The sequence below is a fragment of the Mycobacterium paragordonae genome, from assembly GCF_003614435.1.
Taxonomy (GTDB): domain Bacteria; phylum Actinomycetota; class Actinomycetes; order Mycobacteriales; family Mycobacteriaceae; genus Mycobacterium; species Mycobacterium paragordonae.
On the sequence record NZ_CP025546.1, the window covers coordinates 4,726,273 to 4,752,302 of the forward strand.

Genomic DNA, 26,030 nt, shown 5'->3' on the forward strand with positions numbered 1-26,030 from the left:
CAGTACCTTCACGAGTTTGTGACCCAGGAATTCGCCAGCAGCCCGGCGACGGATTCCGCGTTATCGCCAGTCAGACAGTCGAAATGGTTGCCGTCAATGGTGCTGATGGTCAACGTGCCCAGGCAGTAGTCCGACCAGAACGCGGTCATGTCCTCCTGCAATGTGGGCAGGAAGTGGATGTCACCGCGCTGTCGGAGGAAGTGGATGTCGCCCAGGAACGGCTCGGCCGCGCCGTGCACCACTGCGCGGAGACTGTGCACGAACACCGACCGCAGTTCGCTCAACGAGTCCACGTCCCACGACCGTCCCAGGACCCCGGATTCCGCCAGCAGGCGCAGCCGTGCCGGTCCGGCTTGCGCACTTCGCTGCAGGCACTCGGCAAGCACGGGCTCGGCGACGCTGCGCAGCGCCCCCGCCGGTATGACATCGGCATACCGTGACCGGGCCCGGGTGAACGCGCCGCGCACCGCATCCTCGTCGACGTGCATCCCGAGCACTTCGGGTGGAACTCTGAGGATCTGGGCGAAGCAGTAGTCGAGGATGTCGTCGTCTTCCACGTCCATGGGCACCCGGTATGAGCTAACGACGGTAACGGTTTCGACGGCGATGCCGGCCTCTTCGAGGCGCTTGGCGATCTCGGCGGCCAGCAGGCCGCCCATGCAGTAGCCGAGCAGGTGAACCTTCTCCGGCGCAAGGTCGACAACCGGTTCGCTGTAGCGGGCGGCCAGCGTGGTGAAAAGCTCAGCGGGCGGGATCTGGGAATACCCGTCACCGGGCACCCTGCGCAGCCCGTACAGCTCGGGTACCCGGCCCCTCGCCTGCAGGTACGGAACTAATTTGTCGTACGGGGCCAGTCCCCCGCTTCCGTCGTGGACCAGCACCGCGATCTCGCCGCCCGTGGAAAAGCCCTGGCCCGCACCGAGATAGACCAGTGGCGACGCGACAGGCGTGCACGCACCCGTTGAGCAGTCCGCCGCGGGGCGGCGCACCGCATCGGCGGCAGCGGCCAAGGTGGGATTGCTCACCATCGCACGGAGCAGTTCATCCCACGCCAGTCCGGATGCTTCGGGGACCTCCCGACGAATCCGCCCGATCGCCTGCGCCATCAGCAGCGAGTCGCCGCCGAGTGCGAAAAAGTCTGAGCTGGGCGACATCTGGTCGACGCCCAAGCCCAGCACCGACGCCCAGATGGCGCCGATGCGGGACTGCATTCCGTCCAGAATCGCCGAACGTCCCGCCTCGCCGGCGGTGACCCGGGCCGCGTCCCGGAGCGCCTCGAGTTCGGCGATCACCGCGCGCCGGTCAATCTTGCCGTTGGCAGTCAGCGGGAATGCCGGCAGACAGACCAGCTGCTGGGGAACCATATAAACCGGCAGTGCCCGCCGGGCACCCTCGATCAGTTCTGCCGGCCGCAGCGCCTGGGCGGGAGATGTTGCGTCGCACCAGAACACATGCTGACCGAGCAAGCCCAGGGGATGCTCGGGCGGAGGAAAACTCTGCACCTTGCCGAATGGTGACCGACGCAGTGCGTCGTCCCATTGCGCATAGGTGAGAAATGCCGAGTTCGTCTGCGCGCGCACGTCGGTGAAGCCGTGCAAGCCTTCCTTGAATTCCATGGAGATCATCAGTGGATGGTTGACGGCCGTCGCGTCGACGAAGACCAGTGACCCTCCGGGCGCCAGCAGGCGATCCAGCATGACGAGCGCGTCGTCGATGTCGAGCGCATTGTGCAGCACATTGGCGCACACGACGACGTCGAACGAGCCCGCGGTGAAGCCCTGCTCTGCCGGTGGCCGATTGATGTCGAAGAGACGATAGTCAACAAAATCATGCTTTGCGAACAGGTTTCGAGCGCGGGCGAGGAAGAAGTGGGAAACGTCGGTGAAGGTGTAGTGCACGGGATAGGGCGCGAGCGCGGTGATCAATCCCACGCTCGTACCGCCTACACCGGCACCGACCTCGAGGACTCGTAGCGTCCGCTGCTCCGTCGCTCGCCCGGCGCGCGCGGTGATACCGGATATCAGAACGTGATTGGTGTAACGGCTGAGCAGATTGTCACGGTATGCGGCCGTCGCGGTGTCCACGGTGCCCTCCGGAAAAAGGAGTTGCAGCGGATCGACGGTGCCCGCCAACAGGCCGGGCAGGTGCTCGATGCATTCCCCCACATACGCCAGCAGATCGTCGCCGTAGTCGACCTCCGCGCCCAGCTCACGGACTCGCTGCCAGTCACCGACGCAGTCCGAAAGCCGCTGATGCTCAACCAGTTCAATCTGCGATCCGGCCAGCCGCCGGACTCGGCCATCGTCGGCGAGCGCATCGAGCCAGCGGTGGAACAACCGGTTCAACCGGTCCGGGAGCGACAGCCGGCCGGCCAGTTCGGCGATAGCGATACGTTCACCCGCGCGCACGACCGTGCCCAGCGCGGCAGACATGCTCGCCAATGCGGTCGCGCGGGCGGCAGAGGCGAAGTGCAGCACCTGGTCTACCTCGAGATCGGCGATCTGATGCCGGTGCGCCTTGTCCAGAGCGCGTTGGACTGCCGCCGCGCGGCGGTCCCGCCGGGAGTGCTCCTCGTCGTCGGCGATGTCCGGGACCACTGCCGCAGCGATGGTCAGTTCGTGGGGGGATACGCCGATGGCGGCACTCATCGCGGCCCGCACCCCCGGCAGGGCGCTCAGCGCCGCTTCCACTTCCGCCAATTCGATCCGGTGCCCTCGGATCTTGATTTGATTGTCCCGCCGTCCGAGCAACTCGATCACGCCGTCGTCGGTGACCCGGCCGTAATCACCGGTCCGGTAAAGTCGCTCACCGCTTACGGGGTGGGTGATGAACGCGGCCGCGGTCAGGGCGGGGTCCGCAACGTAGCCTTGCGCAAGACCCGCTCCGCCGATGTGAATCTCGCCGATCTGCCACGGCGCGGCCGGCTCGCCGCGGTGGGTCAGGACATGGACAGCCTGGTTGCGCATCGCCGTCCCGTACGGAACGCTGCGGGTGTAGCGGCGCGGCTCCATCGGGTGGCAGATCGACCAGACCGCCGCCTCTGTCGCACCACCGAGACTGAGCATTGACGCCTGCGGCGCCAACGATGAGATCTGTCTGGGTTGGGAGACCGGGATCCAGTCGCCGGACAACATGATCTGCCGCAGGGTGGGCAACGTGCGGCCCCCGGCATCGTCCAGCAAAAGTTGCATCTGCGCCGGGACCGAATTCCAGACCGTGACACGGTGTTTCGAGATGGCATCGGCCCATGCCCGGGGGTCGTTTCGCGCGCCGCCTTCGGCGAACACGATCGTGCCGCCCGCCGCGAGCAACCCGAAGACGTTGTACACCGACAGGTCGAAGGTGTGCCGCGAGACCGCGAGCACCGCGTCACCGGCTGTGATACGCAGCCGGTCGTTGATATCGGCCACCGTGTTCATCGCGGCGCGATGAGTGACCATGACTCCCTTCGGAATTCCGGTCGAACCCGACGTGAAGATCACATAGGCGATGTCATCGGGTGTGGGCACGGCCGGTTCGATGACCAGGCTGCGCGGATGCCAGGCGGCCGATTCGTTCAGGAGGTCGTCGATCGGTCCGCCGGGTTCGCAGACGACGGCTGGTGAGCACTGCCGGATGATCTGTGCGGTCCGCTGATCCGGCCATTCGACGTCGAGCGGCACGTAGGCGGCGCCGGCCAGCAGGGTACCCAGCATGGCGGCGACTTGACTTCGCCCTTCCGGCAGGCGGATTGCGACATAGTCGCCGCTGCCGACACCAGCGACTGACAACTCGACCGCGACCGCGTGGGCGGCGGCCATTAACTGACCGTAGCTGGTGCACTCGTCGCCCTGCCGGATGGCCACCGCGTCCGGCGCGTGCCCGGCATGGTGCATGAAACCGGAATGCAGAAGCGTGGCTTCGCTGGTCTCAGTGATGGGTGTGAGCGCCGGAGCCACCACCGGCAGCACGGGACGGCGCCACGCCTCGGGGTCGGTGCTGAGCGTCTGCAGCACGTCGCGGAAGTCGGCGAAGGCCCGGTCGAGTATTTCGTCGCTGATCGCCCCATCCCGGGTATCCCAATTGATCTCGCATTCCCCACCGGTCTCGAACACCTGGCAGTCCAGCAGCACCTGGGGAGTCTGACTCAGACCACGGCCCGGCACCGGGCGCAGGAATGACGCATCGGCGCCCAGGTCCTGCCTGATGCCGGCGCCAAGTGTCGAGGTGAGCACCACAGGTGAGTGTGCGCCGCGATTCTCGTCGCTCTGGGCCAGCATGCGCGCGACCTCGACGCCGCCGACGGCGGCGTGGTCCATGTCCTCGAACAGACGTCCGCCGACCGTACGGAGCAGCTCAGTGAAGGGGCGCCCGTCACGGACGTCCATCTCCAACAGGCTCGTCCCGGTGAAGTCCCCGACCAGCCGGCTGACGTCGGGGGTGAAGGGGTGGCGGTTCATGGTGGTCAGGGTCAGCAGGAAATGGTCAGACTCACCGTACCGACCCAGCACGCTGCCGAATGCGGCGGTGATTGCGACGCTGGCGGTGGCCCCGTGCTGCGTCGCGAGGTGGCTGAATTCGGCAAATTGGTTAGCCGCCAGCCGCATCGAGCGTCGCGTGAAGGTCGGTGCGAACTCGGGCGCTGAATCGACGGGTCGCATCGGCAGCGAAATCGGCGGTGGAAGCTGTCCGAGGCGTGCCTGCCAGTAGGCGAGATCTCGCCGCCGGCGCGAGGACCCGGCAACCGTGCCGCGGTGACGGACGAGGTTAAGCAGATAGTCGCGAAAGCTGAAATCGTGGCCAGGCAACGGAATTTCCGGCGCGAGGAGCGACCGGCCAAAGTCGGTCATCAGGACGGAAATGCTGACGAAATCCGCGATCAGCAGATCGACCGAGACGTGCACCAGCGTGTCGCGGGGTCCGATCGTCACCACGATGTCGTACATCGGGCCGTGGCCCAGCGGATAGGTCCGTTGGGCAAGTTCCTGCGCGATGCGTGCGCGCTCATCAAGGATCCGCTGGTGGTCGGCGCTTTCCAGAACCGTGAGACCGTCCGCCAGGCCTGGGCTTATCACCTGGTAACCGTCGGGCTGGACGACACAGCGCAACATGTCGTGGGCCTCCACGACTTTGTGCCATGCGTTGCGGTACGCGCGGGCGTCGGGCCTGGCCACCGTGTGATCGACGGCGAACTCCGCGTAGCCGTGGCACCCGACGCCACCCCATCGAAAGGCAGATGTTCGGCCGACCGAATAAGCGGCCTGTACGTCGGTGAGGGGAAAGGGCTCAAACCTGTCCTGCGGTGCCCGCAGCACCTCGGTCTCACGGTTCAGCTCCTCGATGAGGTCTGACTTGGCTGCCGACAGTTGCGCTTTCAGTTCGGCGTCCAGCACTCCTTGCGGAGCCCTGAAGCGCAGGCTCGCGCCGTCGACCCAGAGTTGCACACCCATGCTGCGCACCTGCTCGATCAACCCGGCGGCGCTCACAGCACGCCCTCTTCGAACTCCGATTCGGCGCCGCCGACGACAGTCCTGAGTTGAGCCGCGAAATCACCGATCACCGGGTGCTCGAACAACAGGCGCAGCGTCGCAGCGGTCGACAGCTCCCGGCTGAGTTGTTCCACCACCCTTGTTGCACTTACCGAGTCCCCGCCGAGCTGAAAGAAGTTGTCCGTCGGGGCGACTCGTGACATGCCGAGCGCAGCGGCGCATACCCGCAGGACCTTCTCGCTGAGTTCGTCGCCGACAGCATCCGGCGGCACAGCGGCCGGGTTGATCGCCGACAACATATCGTCGACCATCGTGTCCAGATGGTGCCGCGCGGCTTCCGGCGGAATCGCCTGCGCGACGAAGTCCCACGAGAGCGACAGTCCCCCGGCGTTCTCCCACATTTGAAAGTCCAGCACCGTCTGCGGAGTCTGAGAGAGGCCGAATACCAGCCGCCCCAAGTCGAAAGGCGCTTCACGCGACAGGTCGATCAGGCCGAGCCCGCTGGTGAACACCACCGGATACACCGCTCTGGCCGGTTGGCCGTGGTGGCGCAACAGTTCGCGCTGCAGCCATACGGCGTCGGCAGCACGGTGGGGCAGGTCGGTGACCAGCTGTTGCTGCAACCGGCGCGCCTGTTCCCATATCGACGCGCCCGTGTCGACGTGGCATTCCAGTAGCAGCAACGAGGTGAAGTCGCCGATGACGTGTTCGATCCCCGGCACATCGGGGTCCCGGTCGAACAGAGTGACGTTGACGCAGAAGTGGTCGTTGCCCGACCACCGGCCGAGCACCCGCGCGTAGTGAGCCAGCAAGAACGCGGCAGCGGTTACCCGTTCGGAGCGGCACGCCGCGGTTATCCGTCGCCAGTCTTTCGAGTCGACAGTGGCGTTCACCCGCTCGAACACCGGCTTGTCGATGGCCAGCAGCACCTGCATTGCGGCCAACTGCGGCGCCGCCGGCAGCGAGCCCAGGCGGGCACGCCAATAGTCACGGCTGGCGGCCAGCTTCGGCACTCCGCTTTCGTCGGTGTCGGGCCACAATTCCGGGTGACCGGCCACATAGCTCGCGAATGTTATTGGTGGCGAGGGTATTTCATCGGCGTCGCCACCCCGGTAGAGGTATGCCAGCTGCGCCAGGGCGAGCATCATGCTGGTGCCGTCCAGCATGATGTTGTCCATGCTGATTCCGACGACAGCGGGTCCGCCCCGAGACAGCTGGACGCCGAGGTCGATCCCCGGCCGCGTCGTCAGGTCGATGACCTGGTCGAGCATCGTCGTCCGCACCTCGTCACAGACACGTAGCACCGGTTCGATCGGAGCCGGATGCACCACCGCGCACCAGCGCGACGACTCGCGCGTCACCGTGGCACGCAGGCCGGGATGGCGCTCGATGAGTTGCCGCGCGGCCGTCTCGAATTTCGCCATGTCGAATTCGTGCACCTCGAATTCGAAATAGCAGTGTGCGGCAACGCCACTGAGCATGAATCCGCCGAAGCGGCCGGCCAGGTAGGCCTGTTGGACGACGGTGAGCGGAAACGTCGATTGGTCAGCGGCCGGGATGGCCGCCTGCTGCTGACCTGGATGCGCTGCGGCGGGCGTCCCCGCGTGCTCGACGAGGTCGGCCAGCACCGGATAGTTGAACAGGTCGACGAGGGACAGCCGGTTGAATCCGGCGCGTTGCAAATCGGCGTACACCCGGGTTGCCACCAGGCTGTCGCCGCCGAGCAGGAAGAAATCGTCGTCGGCAGCGGGCGGGGCAGACGCGGCAATGTTCAAGTGCCGACGCCAGATTCCCGCGATCGTCGCCAGCGCCGACTCGTCCACGACCCGGACGCGCGACTCCCCTGCCACCGGCGGCGCGATGCCGGACGGGCGCGGTACCGGCAGCCGCCGATCGCTGCGCCGCGGGTGGGCGATGATAGTCAGGCCGGGCCCGTCCTGCGTCATCTGCGCCGGTTGCCAATGCCGTTGCGCCACAAACTGCCACCACTCGTGCGCCGCGGGCAGCGATCCGGCCGAGAGTAGATCGGGATTCAGCAGGGCTGCGCTGATCAGTGTCGCCGAGGTGACCTCGCAGACTTCGGCTACCCAGAGCCAGCCGTCTTTGGACACGGTGACCGCGTCGAGCACCGAGCCCGCGTCCGCGATCTGGTGCAGGGAGCCGCAGCAGATGACGACATCCACCTCGGTCACTTCGATCTGTTGGCCCGAAGTAAGCCGCCGGACACCCGATTCCATGTTCCGTCCGGCGGCAATGCTTGCCAGTACGGGGTTCGGCTCGAAGCACAGGTACTCCTCGGCGACCGCGCCGATCAGACTGGTGAGCCGCTGGGAGACCAAACCGGTTCGCGAGCCGATCTCCAGGATCCGAAGCCGTCGGCCGACTTGGCGCGAATGCGCGAAAACGCGCTCGGTGAGGTCGTCGAGCGCCTGCTGCAGGCGCGCATCGGCGAGCAACAGGGCCTCGGGGGCGAGCTGTGGGTCACCGATCAGGGTCTGTGGCGATGCGGCGCCGGTGACGATGTCAGCCACCCGGCGGGCCGCGCGTTCGGTGTCATGCCGCGCCGCCGTACCGTCGCTGCCCAGGTGTTCCCAACGCCGCACCAAGTCCGCATACTCCGGGCGCACCTGATCACGGCGGTACAACCGCCTCGCTCTCTCGATCACCGCGGTGGGCCAATCAGAGTCCCCGGCGTGCGGGGGCGGCCCGGTGCTGTCCTTGTCGCGCACTAAGCCTTCGAAGTACGAGAATGCCTGTGTCAGTGGCTGTTCGGAGATGACGCCGACGGCGACGTCCCAGCTGATCCGGGCACCTCCCCGGTCGTCTTCGACCTGGCAGTCCAGCCACACCCCCGGAGTTTGGGTCAGGGTGCGAAGGCTCGACAACTCGGCGGCCCTGTGCGGGACCAGACCCAGCGTGCTGGTGAAGACGACCGGATACCCAGCCGATCCGGCTGCCCGCAGCGCGGCAAGGTGCCCGGTCGCGTCACCAGGATCGCCGACCGCACACCATAATTGCTCTTGCGCGGCAGTGACTGCCTCCTCGGAGCCAGGTTGGGCGACGCCGTAGTCGAGGTCGCACAGCATCAGTCGGGTGAAGTTGCCCAGCACCTCGCGGCCCGCCGGGGCGTAGTCGGGCCGGTGTGATGTGGGCACCACGAGCGCGAACCGCGGGCCGGCACCCATCGCATACAGCGCCGCGCCGAAAGCCTCAAAAATGAGTGCGGTGGGGGTGACACCCGTGCGCGATGCCCGCTCGCGCAGTTGTCCGAACTCATGCGCGTCGAGGGTGAAGGTGGACCGCGTGAATCGGACCCTGGTGTTCTGGCCGGGGTCGCCGACGCTCAACGGCAGCACGGGCGGCGGGCCGTGTCCATGCGCGAAGCCGTTGTGGGGTGTCGCGGCGCCCGCGAACCGGGCGAAAACGGCGGCGCTGCAATCAACCTCAAATGGCCGTGGGGCGCGCTGGTAATCGGCGACGATGGTCGCGATGACCGTGGTCAGACTGCGCGCGTCGAGGCTGAGGTAGTTGATCAACAGCCCGATGTGGCGCGACGAGTCGGTGAGCGCAAAACACTGGACGGTCGGAACCGCGTGCGGATCGAACGTCGCGGTGGCCATACGTTGCATCAGCACGTCGGGGTCGATGCCGTCTACCGTCGTGACAGCCACCGGGCCCGCGGAGGGGTGCACACGCTGTCCGCTGTCGGTATCCAACCCACAACGCAGCACTTCGAATTCGTCGATACACCGCCCGACCACGGCGGCGAAGCGGCCTCGGTCGATATCGTCCTCGCCCGACGTCAGAATCACCGCGAAATACGTCGGCGCACAAACGGATCCGTTCAGTCCAGCGCTACCGAGCACATAGGCCTGCTGCAGACGCGTCAGCGGAAACGCACCCGCGACGGTCGCGACGGCGTCTTCGGCCGCATCCTCGGGGAGCGGGCCGGCGACACACACCGAGCAGAACTCACCCAACGTTTGACGCTTGAGGAGTTGACCCACGTCTCCGCCGCGCACACCCCGGCGTTTCAGTTCCACGGCGACCTGCGTGGCCCGCAGGCTGTCCCCGCCGTGCCGGAAGAAGTTGTCATCGCGACTGGTGATCGCTGAGTCCAGTACGGCCGACCACACACCGGCGACCAGTTGTTCTACCGCGCTCAGCGCACCGGTCGGGTGCCCGCGCGATACCGCCGGTGCGCAGGCCTCTACGTCCAGTGCGGCCTTGCGGCGATCGACCTTTCCGTTGCTGCTCAGCGGCAACGAGGAGCCGAAGCGGAAGGAGGCCGGAATCATGTACTGCGGTAACCGTGACTCGAGGTACTCGCGCAAGTCGGCGGCGCTCAGTTCTGCAGTGCCGCAATCTCCGACGACGATGGCACCCAGCGCCCTGTTGCGGTGAATCGGGACCACCGCCGCGCCACTGACTCCCGGATGCTTCCGCAGCACGTGTTCGATCTCACCGCATTCCACCCGGTGCCCGTTGATCTTGACCTGGGCATCCACTCGTCCGAGAAAGTGCAGGGTGCCGTCAGGCCGATAGCATCCGAGGTCGCCGGTGCGATACCACCGGCGCCCCTCCCCGCCCGCCACGAAACGCTCGGCAGTCAGCGCGGGTGCCCGCTGGTAGCCGAACGCGACACCCGTTCCACCGATCCACAACTCGCCCGCCACGTGGTCGGGGCTGTCCTGGCCGCTGTGGTCGACGACCCGGAATACCTGATTGCACAACGGATATCCGTACGGCACCGATGACCAGTCGGGGTCTACGTCGGCGACGACGTACTCGTTGGACCAGATGGCGGCTTCGGTGGCGCCCCCCATGGCGACCAGCCGCGCCTGCGGGGCGGCACCGCGCAGGCGCGCCGGCATGTCCAGCGGAATCCAGTCCCCGGAGAGAAACACCGCACGCACGGTCGACAGCGCACTCGGGTCTTCCGCCGCCGCGATCAGCAGCATGTCCAGCAACGGTGGAACCGAATTCCACACGGTTACCCCGAATTCGGAGATCAGCGACTTCCAACGGAACGGGTCGCGCCGGTGCTCCTCCGAAATCGTCACCATGCTGGCGCCGCGGCTCAGCGGTCCGAAGATGTCGTACACACTGAGGTCGAAGTCCAGCGCCGACAACGCCAGCAGGACGTCGGCCTTGCCGATCGCGTTCCGGCGGTTCACGTCGACGATCGTGTTCAGCGCCGCCGCGTGCGAGATGAGAACGCCTTTGGGTTCGCCCGTTGAGCCGGAAGTGTAGATCACGTAGGCGATGCCGTCCGGATCCACCGGAGTCGGGTCGGCCGGCGGGGTCCGCAGCAGTGACCCGATGTCGTGCATCAGCGGGCCCATGGCGACCGCACTGCTCTCCTGGCCTGGCGACCGAATCAGGGCCGCCATTCCGGACAGCGTGCAGATGCGGGCGAACCGCTCGCCGGGCTGGTCGACACCGATAGGGAGATAGCTGCAGCCGGACATCAAAACTCCGAGCACGGCGACGACCTGTGCGGGCCCCTTGGGAAGCTGTATTCCGATGACCGAGCCCGGCGCGTGCCGGGCGGCCAGCGCCCCGGCGACACGGCATGCCAGCTCGTCCAGCAGCCCGTACGTGAGGTTCCTACGATCGGCAGCGATCGGGTCGCCGTTGGGGGCTGGCCCGAATTCGTCGGCGGCCCAGCGCAACGCGATCGCGGCGGGATCGCGTCGAGCGTGCTCCCGGAATGCCTGGTAAAGCCCGGCACGCGGCGTAGGCCCGGTCGTGGCGTTACGTTGTTGACGAACCAGGGCGGAATGCGACGGCAGCCCGATCGACACCGGTACGGCCCAGTCGTGGGCGCCGAGGCGCTCCAGCAGCCCGACGTATGCCGCGAACATGTCGGGGATGACACCATCGGGGAAGCAGCCCGCGCGGTAATCCCAGGACACCATCAGCTCCTCGCCGAGCGCGCCGACCTGGTTGTCGATGATCACCTGCGGAGTCATCGACGTCACTTCGCCGACGGCGCCTAGAGTTTCGGCGTCGGCCTGCCGCAGCACGGTGGTATCGGCCGCATAGGTGAACACCACTGGGGCGATTCCGCTGTGTCCGGCACCCGTCTGCAGTTGATCCGCCATCAGCTCGGTGGATTCCGGCGCAGCGAGTGCGGCACGCAGACCCCGCTGCGCTTGGCGCGCCTGCTCGGCGAAACCGGTCGCACCATGCTCGCCGGTGCGGTGCAGGTGCGTCTGGGTGAAGTCACCGATCACGTCCGCCAGACCCGGCGGACGTCCGAACGTCGTGACGTTGACCAGGAAGTCGCGTGTGGTGCTCCAGCGCTGCAACACCAGCACATAAGCGGCGAGGAAGGCCGCGGCGCGGGTCACGCCGTGGGCGCGGCACGCCGCGTCCAACGACGCTGTCGAGGCCTGGTTCAGCGCGTGTTGCTTCCGTCGGAAAAACACCTCCCGCTCGGAGACCCGGGGCAGCTGCGGGCCTTCGGGCAACTGCTCGACGTCGGCGCGTGACGACGGCCGCGTCGAGGCCACCACCTCGAACGTGGCTGAAAGCCCAGGCAATTCGTCACCACGGTAGAGCGCGGCCAGATCCCGCAGGAAGATGCCGATGCTGACCAAGTCGGCGATGATGAGGTCGACCGCGAAGTGCAGAATGCAGCGATCGGCTAGCTGAGTGAGCTCGACCCGCCAGGTGTCTCCTACCTCGATGGCGAATCGGTGTGTGCGCAGTCGGGCGCGGACTTCGCCGAGGTGCCGGTCGCAGTCGGTGCGGGTCGCAGCGGTCAGATCGTGAAGCCGCAGCGGCGCGTGGATGTTCTGTGGAGCGATGCGGAATCGATCGGCATCGGGAAACGTGCTGCGCAACATCGGATGCCGGCGGGCCAGCCCGTCCAGCGCGGCATCCAGCCGATCCACGTCGATGGCCCCGCCGCTGAGTTCGAAGTAGGTCTGGCAGCCCACCCCGCCGAGCGGTTGCTCGGCGCCGCGACCGATCCAGTATGCGCGTTGCAAAGCCGTCATCGATCCGTCGGAGCGGATGTGCGGCGCGCTGGTAAGCGCGGCGGCGTCGTAGAGTCGCTGCCAATTGTCCAGGGTGGGTTGGGCATAGAGGTCAGCGAAGTCCAAGTGCCGTGACCGCGCTGCCGCCCATTCCACGACCTGTGCCGTCATCGCCGATGTCAGACCCAGCGCCACCAGATCCGTCTCACCACGAAGGTCGCACCACGCCATGCCGAGCAGATCCGCGACGCGCGTTGCCAACTCCGTCGACTCGGCCGGCAGCGGGGTTTTCGGCGTAACCCGTTGCACCACATTGAGTTTGCCCACCACCAGCAGCTCGAGCGTCTTACGCCGGCGGATTTTTCCCGACGTCGTTCTGGGCAGGACCCGTGGCCGTACCCAGACGATGCGCTCCGGTGCGGTCTGGTGTGCGGCCAGAATGCGCCGGTGCAGGATGCGGCTGAGGTCGTCGAGATCTTCTGCCGCCGAATCTGTTTCCACGACCAACCACCACTGCCCGGCCGATGACTCCGACTGAACCGCGCATACACCCCCGCTGCCGACACCGCAACCGGCCTCCTCGACGGTCAGCTCGATGTCATTCGGGAAGTAGTTGCCGCCACCGACGATGATCAGGTCGCGGTACCGTCCACAGATGTACAGCTCTCCGCCCAGGCGGAATCCCGCGTCGCCCGTGCGTAGGTAGGGGCCCGACCCGTCGGATGTCCTGGCGCCGAACGTGTCCGCGGTCTGCTCGGGCCGTCGCCAATATCCTGCCGGCAGGCCCGTTCCGGCTACCCAGATCTCACCGACTCGGCCATCGGGCAGGACGACGCACAGCTCAGGATCGACGATGCGAACGTCCCAGCCGAGTGTGCTGTCACCGCAACTGACCAGGGTGTGGGTGCGCCGATCCGCTGGTGACGCTGGATCGATTTCGACCGCACGCCCCCGGTTGAGTTGCTCAGCGTCGAAAGGGGTCTGCACCCACTGCCGGGGCTTGGTCGTACCCGAAACGGCCAGCCCGGCTTCGGCGAGTCCGTACTGCGGGGCCATGACGTCGGCCCGCAGGCCCGCCGGTCGAAATTTCTCCACAAAGTCCCGCAGCGTGGCGGGCCGGACCGGTTCGGCACCGTTGATGGCCAGCCGCAGCGAGCTGAGGTCCAGGGACTGGACGCCGGCGTCGTCGAAGGCATCAATACAGAGTCGATAGGCGAAATCCGGCCCGGCGATCCAGTTTCCGCGCACATCGTGGACGGTCTTCAGCCAGATGCGGGGGTTACGCACGAAATCGAAGGGTGAGATGACCGTCGCGGTCCCGCCGGTCGCCAGGGCCAGCAACACACCCCAGAAGATGCCGAGATCGTGATACAGCGGCAGCCAACTGACGGTCCGGATGTCATCCTGGTGGTTCCACAGCGCCAACCCGATCGCTCGTTGATACAGCATCGACTTGTGGGTGTTGACGATTCCCTTCGGTTCGCCGGTGGAGCCTGACGTGTACTGCAGAAAGGCGACCTCACCGGCGGTGGTGGGACGCTGTGCGACTTTGACGCTCGAATCCGGTGTCCGCAGCGCGATTCCGTCCAGCAGCGCTTCGCGTTCCAGCGATCCGACGAGGTCGGCACTCGTGTAAACGGCCGACGGCTCACAGTCCTGAAAGATGTGCCGGGCCCGTCGTAGAAATCTCTCGGGCGCATCCGCGGCGGGAAGAAAAAGCGGGACCGGGATGAGCCCGGCGTCCAGCGCGGCAATGAAACCGGCCACGTAGTCGGCGTCACCGGCCTGGGCCATGACAACACGCGATCCGACCTCCAGATCTCCGAAGGCGTTGTCCCGGATTCGGCAGACCCGTTCCCACAGCCGCCGGTAGGTCCAGACGTCCGCGCCCGCCTCGTCGACCATGCGAAGCGCGGCCGCCTCGGGGCGCCGGTGCACCCACTCGCCGATCACCTCCGGAACGCGTCGATGATCGATTGGCGCGCCGGCTCGGTCGGGTTCGAACTCACGGGTCCAGAGTTTCGGTGTCCCGGTCGCCGCGAACACCATCCCTTCCTCCTCCGATCCTGACCGGCGCAGACGCGTCGGCCCCCTCGTCAACGGTTAGCTCTCCAAGCAAGTTACTACCTGCAAACAATGTGCAACACGGGTTCTCGTCAGTGAGTTTTCGGCGAGTCTGATCAATGGCCCGGCCCGGGGCGGCGGACTCGGCCGATCCGACCACGCAGCACACCAAATCATCTCCACCGCAATGGTTTTGCGCGCCTATCATCGGCACGGCAGCGCCATCAACTCACGCGGGTTCGACGCGGACACCTGAACAAAGACCGCGCCGTGAGCTGAGCGTTTTCTGCTTGACAAGCAGCAGGCTGGGCACCAGATTACTACATGCGAATCATATGCAGGAAGTTGCAGATGCTTTCGAATGCCGGCGCGCGTCAACTCTGAGAGCTCAGGAGCACCGAATGTCGTACCTGATCGCAGCATCCGAGTTCGTTCAGGGCGCGGCCCAGGATCTGGCGGGTATCGGTTCGTCCCTGGCCGACGCCACCGCCACCGTTTCTGGTCCCACGACTGCGATCGCGGCTGCGGCACAGGATGAGGTATCGGCCGCACTCGCCGAACTTTTCGGCGACTTCGGTCGGCAGTTCCAGGCTCTCAGCACCCAGGCGCAGGCGTTTCATACTCAGTTCGTGAGCCAGCTGAACACGAGTGCGGCAGCCTACGCGGGCGCCGAAATCGCTAATGCTCAACAGGTTCTACAAGGCGCAGCCCCAGCAGGCGCGCCCATTGCGGCTGCCACCTCCCCGTACCAGGCGCTGGCCTCGAATACGCTCACCAATGCCCAGACGGTCTTCGGCGCGTCGAGGGCAAGCCTGAACACCTTCGCCACAGGGATCTCCACCGGGCTGCGCCAGTTCGCCGCCAATCCCGCGACGTTCTTCGGAAACCTGCAGACCGCAGCGCAATCCGTGTTCCTGGTGGGCGCACCCCAGGATGTCGCCTCGGCCGTCGTGCAGCACACCCTCGGCGGCGTCACCCAGGCGACAAACGGAAGTGTCATTCCTCCGGAGATCGTTCCGGTCAATGACGTACATGTGCAGCTGTACGAGGGCCTCGCGGGCCTGGGAGATTTCCAGACAGGGTCCACGCTGGAGTCCGCGTTCGTCAGGGGTCTGACCAATTTCGCTGCGTCGCCGGCCAGTGGGGTGCTGCTCGGAGCTCTCGGACCCTTTGTGAGCCCTGGGGTGGCGTTGTGGAACAGCGCGGGCAACATCCTCACCGACCTCACCGGCGGAGCGCCGGCGGCGGCGCTCGGCCATCTGATCGACACACCCGCCCACGTCGTCGACGCGTTCTTCAATGGAGCCACCCTCAACCTGGACCCGTTGGCACCGGTTTTCGGCCCGTTCGTCACTTCCGGCTCCGCGGGTGGCGAGCAACTCGACGGCCTCAGCTACGCCTTCGGCGGGCTGTTCAGCCCGGGCCAGGTGGTCAGCGGCGCGAGCGGACCGCTCTACTACGGGACCGGCGGCGGCTCGATGCTCAACGCCCTAGGACTCGAATTCAGATTCTATCCACCGGACGACTTCGCCGGCGGCTCCCTCAGTATTCCGGCCATACCGGTGGGTCCGATCGGGGCTACCGCGGGTCTGATCAGCATTCTTGGGCATGCCTTGGGCGGCACGCTGTAATACCTGGCCTGATAACTGGCAAGCTGACCTCATGAGCAGGACCGCTCCGGACCTGGGCGAGGTCCAAGAAACGTTACTGATTCCGCTCTACGCCCGAGCCCGCGACGCCTCATCGCGCCGGCCGGTGCTCGGCGATCGCCGGGCACGCGACCTCGTCGAAACCATCGACTACGACTTCAGCGGATTCGGTGGTTCGTCGTTGTCCGGAGCGGTGTATCGATCGTCGATCTTCGACACCTGGGCGGCTCGGTTCATCCAGGACCACCCCGCCGCCACGGTCGTCGAGATCGGAACGGGGCTGAACACCAGGTTCGAACGACTCGACAACGGCCGCATCCACTGGTTCGATCTCGACCTCCCCGACACCATCGCCATGCGCCGACGGTTTTTCAGCGACAGCGAACGGTGCACGATGCTGGCCGGTTCCGTGCTGGACACCGACTGGCTGGACGTGGTGGCCGCCTCCCCGGGACCGCACCTGTTCCTGAGCGAGGCCGTCTTGATCTATCTCCGCGACGCGGACGTGCGTCGCGTTCTCACCCAACTGGCACAACGGTTTCCAGGCTCGTTGGTGGCGTTCGACACCGCCGGCAGCCGAATGGTCGCTGGGCAGGACCGCAACCGGTCGCTGGCGAAGGTGCAGGCTCGGTTGCGCTGGGTCTGCGACGATCCGCGCGACGTCGAGCCCTGCGGACTCGAGTTGCTCGACACGCGCACGCTGGCCACCCCGCAGCCGGAGATCACCAAATCCTGGCCAATGAAACGGCGGATCGGGATGTCGGTGCTGGCGCGGCTGTTGCCGTCGATGGTCAACACCTACAAATTCAATCTGTTCAGAGCCGCTCCCTGATTTTTGGCCCCCAGTTGCCAGCCGCGGGCCTGCAGGCGCTCCCGCCAGAAGCGGGCATAGGTGCCACCGCCGGATAGCAATTGGGCATGGCGGCCGCGCGCGGTGATGCGTCCATTTTCCAGCACCAGGATCTGGTCGGCTTCCATCACCGTCGAAAGTCGATGCGCGACAACGATAACGGTGCGGTCAGCGGCCAGTTCCCGGATGGCGTCGGCGATTGCCGCCTCATTGACGACGTCCAGCGCCGCGGTCGCTTCGTCGAGGAGGACGACGGGGGCGTCCTTGAGCAGTGCCCGGGCGATGGCGACCCGCTGCCTTTCTCCTCCCGAAAGTGCCGATCCGCCTTCGCCGACGCGGGTTTCCCAGCCGTCGGGGAGCCGATTGATCACCTCGTCCAACCGAGAGACGGCCGCAACGCGGTCGAGCGCGGTGTCCGAGGCTTCCGGAGCGGCCATCCGGAGGTTGTCGGCGATGGTCCCTTCGAAGAGGTAGACGTCTTCGAAGACGTGCGCGGTCAAGTGCGCGACCCTGCTGGTGCCGAGCTGACGCACGTCGTGGCCACCGATGCCGATGCTGCCGGCCTCAACGTCGAAGAACCGGCCGATCAGTCGCAGCAACGTGGTCTTGCCCGCCCCGGACGGGCCCACGATGGCGGTCAGACTGCCCGACGGCATGACGGCGTCGACGCCGTGAATGACGTTCTCCCCGTTGCGGTAACCGAACCGAACCCCGCGTAACTCGACGTCGAAGTCCACGGGGGCCGGGATCTCGGTCTCAGGTTCCGGCAGGGCAGGCACCGCGAGCAGCTCACGCACCCGGATGATCGCGTCGGCGGTCACCTGGACGTGCCCCGCGAGGTCGCCAAGCTGAGAGATGGGATCGATCATGCGCAGGGTGATGATGAGCAAGCCGATCATGGTGGGAAGCGCCAGCTCGCCGCGCACCGTCAGCATGACAGCGAAGGCGATGACTGCCGTCACCACCAATTGCATGGTGCCGAAGCATCCGATCAGCCCCCACGCACCGCGGATGGTGAGCTTCGATTGCGAATGTTGTTGCCTGCGCAGGGATTCTTCGAGTGTGCCCAACTCTCGGCGGCCCAACACACCGTATGCCCGCAGCGTCGGCTGCATGCGCGCGTACTCGACGATCCGCGACGCGGTAGCCCCGATATCGTGTTCGTAGTCGCCGTCGTTGCGGTGCACGACGCCCATGAACATCCGCACGGACAGCGCGCACAATACGGCGCCCACCGTCAGCGCCAGTCCGATACGCCAGTCGCTGAAATAGCTCCCGACGATCAACGTCAGCGGCGCGCTCACACCGACGATCACGTGGCGCAGCAGATGAGACGGGAAGTCCGCGACGTCGATGGCGTCCTTGGCCACCAGGCGTCCGACGGGCCCGGTGCGGTCGGGCCCGAACCACCCGATCGGCAAGCCGGCCAGGTGATCGCCGATCCGCCCGTGAAATCCGGTCAGCGCGTCCGTGCCGACCAGATAGCCCAGCGATGTGCTCCACGCCAGCAACAGGTGATGGACCGCCACCGTCAATGCGATCGCGGCGACCGCGAACCAGAGCTGCCCCTGATTGATGGGGCGCTGGATAAGTGCGCCGATGAGCGGAACGACGAACAGAAAACCGATGCCCTGCAGAACCCCCTGCGCGCCTTGCAATATCACCATCGTGCGCAGTCTGCGGCGCCCACGACCGTCGAGCAGTTCGAGCAGGTAACGAATGACGACGATCACCGCCCACCCTCCAATTGCCCGATGATGCCGCGCTCGGCGTTCCTTTCCTGCTGCCACAACCGGGCGTAGCTTCCGCCGGCCGCCAGCAGGTCTGCATGTTTCCCCGATTCGGCGATCCGGCCGCCGTCCAATACCACGATGTTGTCGGCGCCCCGGATGGTGCTGAGTCGATGCGCGATCACCAGGACCGTCCGGCCCCCTGCGACCTCACTGAGTGCATCCTGGATGCGCGCCTCGTTCTCCGGATCGGCGCTGGCGGTGGACTCGTCCAGCACCAGAATCGGGCGGTCGGCGAGAATCGCACGGGCGATGCAGACGCGTTGCCGCTCGCCCCCGGACAACGCCGCGTCCTGGCCCACCACGGAGTCCAATCCGCGCGGTAGACCCTCGATCTTCGAAAGGATTTGGGCTTTGCCCGCGGCCGCGCGCACGGCCGCGTCGTTGGCGTCGGGACAACCCAGGCGGATGTTGTCGCGGATGCTCATGGTGGACAACAGGTGTGAATCCTGGAACACGAATGCGACCTGCCGGTAAAGCTCGGCGGGATCGATTCGCCGCAGGTCCACTCCATAAAGTTCGACCGAGCCCGCGCTAGGGTCATCGAACCGGGGCAGCAGCTTGGCCAGGGTCGATTTTCCCGAACCGGACGGACCGACCAGCGCGGTGATGGTGCCCCGTTCCAGGCTCAGGTCAATGCCGGTGAGCGCGACTGTGTCGCCGTAGGTGACGCGTATGTCACGCACCCGCACCACCGGACCGGCCGCCGCCGGGTCGGGCGTCACCGGTTCATCAGGTATGGAAAGCTCTGGGATACAGAGCAGTTCACGGATTTCCCGGGCCACCTTCACCGCGGTGACCAGTGGGTGCACCGACATCAGCACAGTCATCCAGCCGGCGGTGATGACGGTGCCGAACACCAGGAAGGCAATGAAGTCTTCCAGCGCGAGGTCGCCGTTGACCGTGAGGTAGCCACCGGCGGCGGCGACCACCAGCAGGATGCTGGGCGGTGAGAGCAGGATCTCAGCGGTCACTCCCGCGACGCTGGTGGATTTGGCCCAGTCGAGGAAGAAGTGCGCGAAAGCCCTTGAAACGTCCCGGAATCGTCGGCTCGCCGCGCCTGGTGTGCCGAATGCCTTCACCACGCCGATGCCGTTGACGAATTCCACTGCCGCGCTGTTGAGGCGCACCAGCCAGTCCATGAACTCCGGATACTTGGTACCGGCACTGGCCATTGCGCGTTGATATGCGGCGAACCCGGCGATGACCGGCAACAGCGTCGCCAACGCCATCCGCCAGTCCAAGGCGAAGAGGTACACGAAGGCCACCACCGGCGGCACCGACGCCGCGCTAAGTTCTACGACCGAGTGCGCGACGAGCCGATGCAGCGCCGCCACATCGTCTTCCACCGCTTTCTTCACGATGCCGGAGTTGCGCTCGCTGAACCAAGTGAGCGGGACCCTGCTGAGCTTGGCCAAGAGTTCACGGCGGATTCGGAAAGACACCTGGATGTCGGCCAGATGTGTCAGCACCCCGGCAGTCAGCACGCCCAACTGTTTTGCCGCCAGTGCGACGACAGCCACGATGATGATCGGCCACACGTCCGCGCCACCGTTGAGCAGTCGTCTGCTCACTTCCACGACCGCCAGCAGTGGCGCCATCCCGGCCAGTGAGCTGACCGCCGACAGCAGGCCGCACGCGACGAGGGTCACCCGGGCTGGTCTGAGAATTCCCGGCGGCTGCGCGTTATTCGGTTCAGTGTCTGCTCCCACGCCTCTCCTCCGCCATCTCGGTCCTGCTGCGGGCCGACCCGGTAATCATGCGCTACGCCAGCGACTTCGGAATCCGGGTACGCACCCGCAATTTGTGCTGGCGCGGTCGCGCGCAACTGCGTTACGCTGACGCCTACAGTTCTACCTGCAAACACTTCGCAAGATTGCTAGGGTCGCCTGGTGGCGGGCGAGGCCCGCCGGCACCGTAGCGCGAGTAGAAAGCTGAGTGGCCGCCATGACGATCCGGCTGATTCCTCAGAGATATCCGATTGTGTCCGACTGGCATTGACCGCGCCGGTATGGATGGCGTTCCCACCCGAGGTTCATTCGGCCTTGCTCAACAGCGGCCCCGGGCCGGGCCCGCTACTGGCGGCGGCCGGGGCATGGAACTCGTTGAGTTCGGAGTACATCGCGGTGGCCGAAGAATTGTCGGCGCTCGTGGCCGCTGTTCAGACACAGGCGTGGCAGGGCTCTGCCGGGGCGTCGTACGGTGCAGCCAACGCACCCTATGTGGCGTGGCTGACCCAGGCGGCCGCCGACGCGGCCGCGGCGGCCGTTCAGCATGAGACCGCGGCCGTCAGCTACGCCACCGCGTTGGCCGCGATGCCGACCCTCGGCGAACTGGTTGCCAACCACGCCACTCACGCGGTCCTGCTGGCAACGAATTTCTTCGGGATCAACACCATCCCGATCGCCCTCAACGAGGCCGACTACGCGCGCATGTGGGTCCAGGCTGCCACCACAATGACTGTCTACCAGAACGTTTCGATCGCGGCGGTGGCCGCGGCACCCCGCACCGAGGAAGCGCCGCCGATCGCGAAGGCCAGTCCGGCGGCAGCCTCCGCCGACCCCCTGTCCTCGCTGAACGAATTTCTGACGCAGGTGGAGCAGATCTTCAACAGAGTGGGCGGCGGCGGCAACCAATCCCTGTTGGACTACCTGTTCAGCGTCCCGCCCGGGACTGATCCGCTGTCCCTGATTCTCAACGACATCTCCGTCGCCTCGTCACCCACCAGCGGCTACCCGGCCCTGTTGCAGGCGCTTGTCGGTGCGGCCGGCAACAACCCGGCACTGCTCGCCGCGGCCTACGCATTCGGCGGAGTGGCGATCGTGTACGACGTGACGATCCAGGTCATCCAGTTTCTGGTCACCTTTCCGCTCTTGGCGGCGGGTCTGGCGCCCTTGCTGGCCGGCCCGGCCCTGGCCGGCGTGGCAGCCGGCGGCGCCGTCGGTATCGCGGAGGCGGGCGCGCACGCTCACGCAGATCTGGAATCTGTCCCGATCGAGCCACCCTCGCCGGTGACGGCGGTGACTCCGACCGCCGCCCCGGTTGTGGCGGCTCCGGCACCAGCCCCGGCGACTGCCCCGCCGACTGTCGCGCCGGCCAATCCGATCCCTAGCCCCGCACCCGTCGCGACTGGTATGCCCGGGTCGCCACCGCCGCCTGGTACCACGCCGGCCGGACCGTTCCCCTACCTGATCGGCGGTCAAATAAGCATGAACTCCCCCACTACCGCAAAAGCCGCCGCCAAGAAGAAGGCACCGCTTCCCGAAAGTGCCTCGACTTTAGGTGCTTTGGCGGCCGTGGCGGGAGATAAGGCGCGTAAACGCCGACAGCGGCCAGCGAGAGTGCAGGAGCGCGGCCGCGGCTACGAGTACATGGACCTGGATGACGGTACCGGCCAAGGTCCAGACGCCGCGCCCATAGCTGCCTCGGACCGGGGCGCGGGGAGACAGGGTTTCACTGGAACGGCGCGCCGCGAAGTGGTGGCCGACGCCGCCGGGCTGACGATGCTCGCCGGCGACGAATTCGGCAGTGGTCCAAGCACACCGATGATACCCAGCACCTGGACGCCCGATGAGTCCGGCGAGGAGGGTCCGCAATGAGCGGGCCAGACTTGCGGGGCGGCGCGTCGCTGCTCACCGTGACACCCGAGGCGCTCGCGTCGGCGGCTTCGGAACTGGAGACAATCCGTGCCGCGCTCGGCTCGGCGAACGCGGCGGCCGCCCGCCCCACCATGAGTTTGATTTCGGCAGCGGCTGATGAAGTTTCGGCCGCGATCGCGCGTTTCTTCACCGATTACGCCGTGGAGTTTCAGACACTCAGTGAGCGGGTCGGCGCGGCTCAGCAGAACTTCGTCCGGACGTTGAGCGCGGCGTCGAATTCTTATCTCGGTGCGGAGGCGATAAGCGCGTCGGCGATGCAGACGACGCTGTCCGGCCCGCTCGCCGGCGGTGTCACCACGTTGATCATGGGCGGCACCGGCAACCCCACCCCGAACGCCACCTACCTCAACAACATCTACAACGCCTATATCGCCCCACTCATCGCGCCGCAGTCGGCCATCCCGACCGCATTGACCACCCCCGAGCAGGGTTTCCCGCTGACCGGGCTGAACAGCCTGACCTACGACACCTCGGTCGCCCAGGGACTCCAAATCCTGAAGCAGGCGATCTCCGCCCAACCACCGGGCACGCACACCGTCGCGTTCGGCTTCTCCCAGAGCGCCACCATCATCACCGAATATCTGAAAGGTGTTGCCAACGGCTCGATTACCGGGCCGCCACTCTCGGATCTGAGCTTCGTCCTGGCCGGCAACCCCCACAACCCCAACGGCGGCCTCTTCGAACGCTTCGTCGGGATGTACCTTCCCGGCATCAACGAGACATTCAGTGGCGCGACACCGGATTTGGGCTACCGCACCTCGATCTACACCATCCAGTACGACGGGTTCGCCCACTTCCCCCGGTACCCACTCAACCTGCTGGCCGACGCCAACGCTCTGGCCGGAATGTACTACGGCCACCTGAGTCCGACTCCCGCGTACGAAAACCTCACGCCCGCGCAGATCGCGTCGGCGATCGTCGCGCCGGTGTCTCCCGGTGCCACCGGCAACACCACCTACTACATGATTCCAAGCCAGGACCTGCCGCTGCTGCGGCCGCTGAATCTGCCGCAACCGTTGCTCAACCTGATACAGCCGCCGCTACGGGTGCTGATCGATATGGGTTACGGAGATATCGGCGGCGCCAACACCGAATACGCGAACCTGCCCACCCCGGCCAGCCTGTTCCCGGTAATCAATCCGGTCAACGTCGGCAGCTACCTGATCAAGGGAACCGTGCAAGGGGTTCAGGCCAACTTGGTATGGGCGGGTGTGCTGCCGCAGACATACCTGCCCGACACCTATCCCTACGTCGCGTCGCTGGATCCGGGACTCACCATCAACCTCGGCCAGCCCGGTGTCACCGCGGTGTCCGCGGTGACCACCGGACTGGGTTCGCTGCTGCGCGCGCTCAACATTCCGCCCCTGACGGCCTGACCCCGCGGAGCGCGGTCCGTTCCGTCAGCGAACTCCCGCCGGCACTTTGGCGACGTCTGTCGCCTTGGTCGTTCCGCGATCACGGCGTCGTGCTCGCAGTGCGTCGACCGACCACGGGCCGGGCCCGGCGATGAGCAGGAAAGTCACCGTCAACAACTGGGCGTACTCGGAGCGCACTTCGTGCAGCACCGCCCAGAACCCGGTCTGTGGCGGCACCGGAGGCAAGGGCAGCGGCGACACCCCGAGGAAGATGGTGATCTTGGTGGACAGGATCGCGACGATCATCTCCACGATGAACGGGAGGCTGATGAAGCGGGTGAACAAGCCCAGCAGCAACAGCACTCCCCCGCTGATCTCAAGCAGACCAACGAAATCAGCGCTCAGCTCGGGGAAGGGGATGCCGATCTTGGTGAAGCGCCCGACACCCTGGTTCGGGAACACGAACTTCAGAATCCCTTCCCACAGGAACACTCCGCCGGCCATCAGCCTGATCAGCAGGGTCGCCACCGGCGCGTCGGTCGGCGGATGGGCAAGCCAGTGCCACAGCTTCACCGGCAGGGCCGGTTGTTTGTACAAGGCCGGTTGTTTGTACAAGGTCGTCACGGTGATCCTCCACGTTGATAAGCCCGCACTTCGCGGGTTCCACCCATCTGTAGGACCGGGGGTTACACCAGCCTTGCGGTAGTCGAAAAAGGTTTAGTAGGGCGGCCAAAACGGCCATTCCCTTCGCCAGAGAGTGCGGCGGCCGGTCCCGGGCGCCGGCTGGGTCCATGGTGGGGGGCGGTCCACATCGAGGCGGCAGCTGTCCAGGAAACCATGGTCGTCGTGATCGGCGCCGGAATCACCGGAATCGGTGCGGCGTATTACTTGCGGGCCAACAACTTTCCTTACGTCGTCCTCGAGGCCGATGACGACGTCGGGGGTACCTGGTACACGCAACGCTGGCACGGCGCGCGCTGCGACTCCGACTTCGTCAAGTACTCCTACAGCTTCAAGCCGTACTCATCGCCACGTTGTCTGGTGGAACGTGAAGAGATCCACCGGTACCTGCGGTCGGTGGTGGAGGAATTCTGCATCCTCGAGCACATCCGGTTCGGAACCCGCGTCATCACCGCGTCATTCGACACTGCTGAGCGCTGCTGGACCGTGCAGACCACCCGCGGTGCCTTCCGATCGAAGTTCCTGATCAACGGCAACGGTTACTTCTCGCTGCCGCACAAACCGACGTTCCCGGGCGCCGAGACCTTCGCCGGCGAGATCGTGCACACCTTCGACCTGGACGCTGGACGTACTTTTCCCTCCCAGCACGTGGTGCTGGTGGGCAGCGGATCGACCGCGGTCTGCGCCGCGCCCGCGCTGGCGGGGATCTCAGGGTCGCTCACCATGCTGCAACGATCACCTTCGTACATCTACGAGATCGACAACCGCGCTACAGTGCTCATGCGGCTGTGCCAGTACCTCTACGGCCGTGGCGTCGGGTTCCCGATGCACGCCTTGCGTCGGTATCTGCAGGCACGCGACGACGCGATCTTCGTTGGATTCCGCTCTTTCCCCCGGGTGGCGCGCTGGTACTTCCGCAGGCACTGGCGCGGCACGGTCAGCCGGGCAGAACTCGAGGAGCACTTCACACCGTCCTACTCCCCTTGGGAGCAACGCATTCCGGTCGCCATCGGGTTCAAAGACGCCGTCCGCCGCGGTGCGGTACGGATGAAGACGGCGACGATCGAGCGCTTTACCGCTGACGCCATCGTCCTCGCCGGCGGTGAGGAACTCCGTGGCGACATCTGCATTCTCGCCACCGGGTTCCAGTTGGACTTCGTCCAGTTCGAGCTGCGGGTAGACGGCGTCGAGGTTGATACGGCAGGAATCAACTTCTACAAGGGCATCATGATGGGCGGCGTCCCGAATTACTTCCAGCCCGTGGGCGTGTGGCACTCCGCCTGGACCCAGCGTTCGGAGACGTCCACCCGATTCGCCATGAAGATCATGAAATTCATGGCTGTGCATGGCCTCGATCAGGTCGGCATCGAGCGCAGGGCGGTGCAGTACACACCCGCCATCACTCCCGAGTACCTGATGCGGGACCTGCCGAAGCTGCCGCGACTCTACGGCAGCTGGGAGCTTCCTTCGCTCGACAACCTCTTCCGCTACCGCTTCGCGCCGCAGAAGCTGAATTTCGAGTGAAGCC

General features: G+C 66.0%; 10 protein-coding genes. 5 read left to right on the forward strand and 5 right to left on the reverse strand.

The annotated features are described in order from the left end of the window. Positions 1-8: 8 nt before the first annotated feature. Together C0J29_RS21260 and C0J29_RS21265 are read right to left on the reverse strand one after the other, a co-directional pair. Positions 9-5,465 carry a non-ribosomal peptide synthetase gene (locus C0J29_RS21260; protein WP_162951523.1) on the reverse strand — a complete coding sequence of 1,819 codons (5,457 nt, stop codon included), beginning with the start codon at positions 5,463-5,465 and terminating at the stop codon, positions 9-11. Beyond that, positions 5,462-14,503: a non-ribosomal peptide synthetase gene (locus tag C0J29_RS21265; protein WP_120793474.1), complete on the reverse strand. Its 9,042-nt coding sequence runs from the start codon at positions 14,501-14,503 to the stop codon at positions 5,462-5,464. Before C0J29_RS21265 ends, C0J29_RS21260 begins: the two co-directional genes overlap by 4 nt. A gap of 416 nt (positions 14,504-14,919) precedes the next feature. Here C0J29_RS21265 and gjpA point away from each other — a divergent pair, with 416 nt between their 5' ends. Next, positions 14,920-16,149: an outer membrane porin GjpA gene (gene gjpA, locus C0J29_RS21270; RefSeq protein WP_162951524.1), complete on the forward strand. Its 1,230-nt coding sequence runs from the start codon at positions 14,920-14,922 to the stop codon at positions 16,147-16,149. Positions 16,150-16,180: 31 nt separating this feature from the next. Further along, on the forward strand, positions 16,181-16,999 hold the full coding sequence (locus tag C0J29_RS21275) for a class I SAM-dependent methyltransferase (protein ID WP_065163101.1): 819 nt from the start codon (positions 16,181-16,183) through the stop codon (positions 16,997-16,999). Here the strand turns inward: C0J29_RS21275 and C0J29_RS21280 are convergent. Beyond that, positions 16,966-18,750 (reverse strand): ABC transporter ATP-binding protein, encoded by a 1,785-nt coding sequence (locus C0J29_RS21280; protein WP_174814854.1) that lies wholly within the window; start codon positions 18,748-18,750, stop codon positions 16,966-16,968. The two genes, C0J29_RS21275 and C0J29_RS21280, sit on opposite strands and share 34 nt — an antisense overlap. After that, entirely contained in the window at positions 18,747-20,459 is a 1,713-nt protein-coding gene (locus tag C0J29_RS21285; RefSeq protein WP_231513371.1) for an ABC transporter ATP-binding protein, read from the reverse strand. The genes C0J29_RS21280 and C0J29_RS21285 overlap by 4 nt, the downstream gene beginning before the upstream one ends. 345 nt (positions 20,460-20,804) lie before the next feature. Here C0J29_RS21285 and C0J29_RS21290 point away from each other — a divergent pair, with 345 nt between their 5' ends. Together C0J29_RS21290 and C0J29_RS21295 are read left to right on the forward strand one after the other, a co-directional pair. Continuing rightward, positions 20,805-22,406 carry a PPE family protein gene (locus C0J29_RS21290; protein ID WP_120793476.1) on the forward strand — a complete coding sequence of 534 codons (1,602 nt, stop codon included), beginning with the start codon at positions 20,805-20,807 and terminating at the stop codon, positions 22,404-22,406. Further along, entirely contained in the window at positions 22,403-23,842 is a 1,440-nt protein-coding gene (locus C0J29_RS21295) for a PE-PPE domain-containing protein (protein WP_120793477.1), read from the forward strand. The genes C0J29_RS21290 and C0J29_RS21295 overlap by 4 nt, the downstream gene beginning before the upstream one ends. Positions 23,843-23,866: 24 nt before the next feature. On the opposite strand, the gene C0J29_RS21300 is transcribed toward C0J29_RS21295, so the two are convergent. After that, positions 23,867-24,445 (reverse strand): DoxX family protein, encoded by a 579-nt coding sequence (locus C0J29_RS21300; protein ID WP_242460507.1) that lies wholly within the window; start codon positions 24,443-24,445, stop codon positions 23,867-23,869. 213 nt (positions 24,446-24,658) lie between these two features. On the opposite strand from C0J29_RS21300, the gene C0J29_RS21305 reads away from it, so the two are divergent. Further along, positions 24,659-26,026, forward strand: a complete 1,368-nt coding sequence (locus tag C0J29_RS21305) for a flavin-containing monooxygenase (protein ID WP_120793478.1) — start codon at positions 24,659-24,661, stop codon at positions 26,024-26,026. Positions 26,027-26,030: the final 4 nt, after the last annotated feature.

Excerpts from the sequence above, each read along its gene's own strand:
- C0J29_RS21295 (WP_120793477.1), top strand. The coding sequence starts at position 22,403 with ATGAGCGGGCCAGACTTGCGGGGCGGCGCGTCGCTGCTCACCGTGACA.
- gjpA (WP_162951524.1), top strand. The coding sequence starts at position 14,920 with ATGTCGTACCTGATCGCAGCATCCGAGTTCGTTCAGGGCGCGGCCCAG.
- C0J29_RS21305 (WP_120793478.1), top strand. The coding sequence starts at position 24,659 with ATGGTCGTCGTGATCGGCGCCGGAATCACCGGAATCGGTGCGGCGTAT.
- C0J29_RS21265 (WP_120793474.1), bottom strand. The coding sequence starts at position 14,503 with ATGGTGTTCGCGGCGACCGGGACACCGAAACTCTGGACCCGTGAGTTC.
- C0J29_RS21275 (WP_065163101.1), top strand. The coding sequence starts at position 16,181 with ATGAGCAGGACCGCTCCGGACCTGGGCGAGGTCCAAGAAACGTTACTG.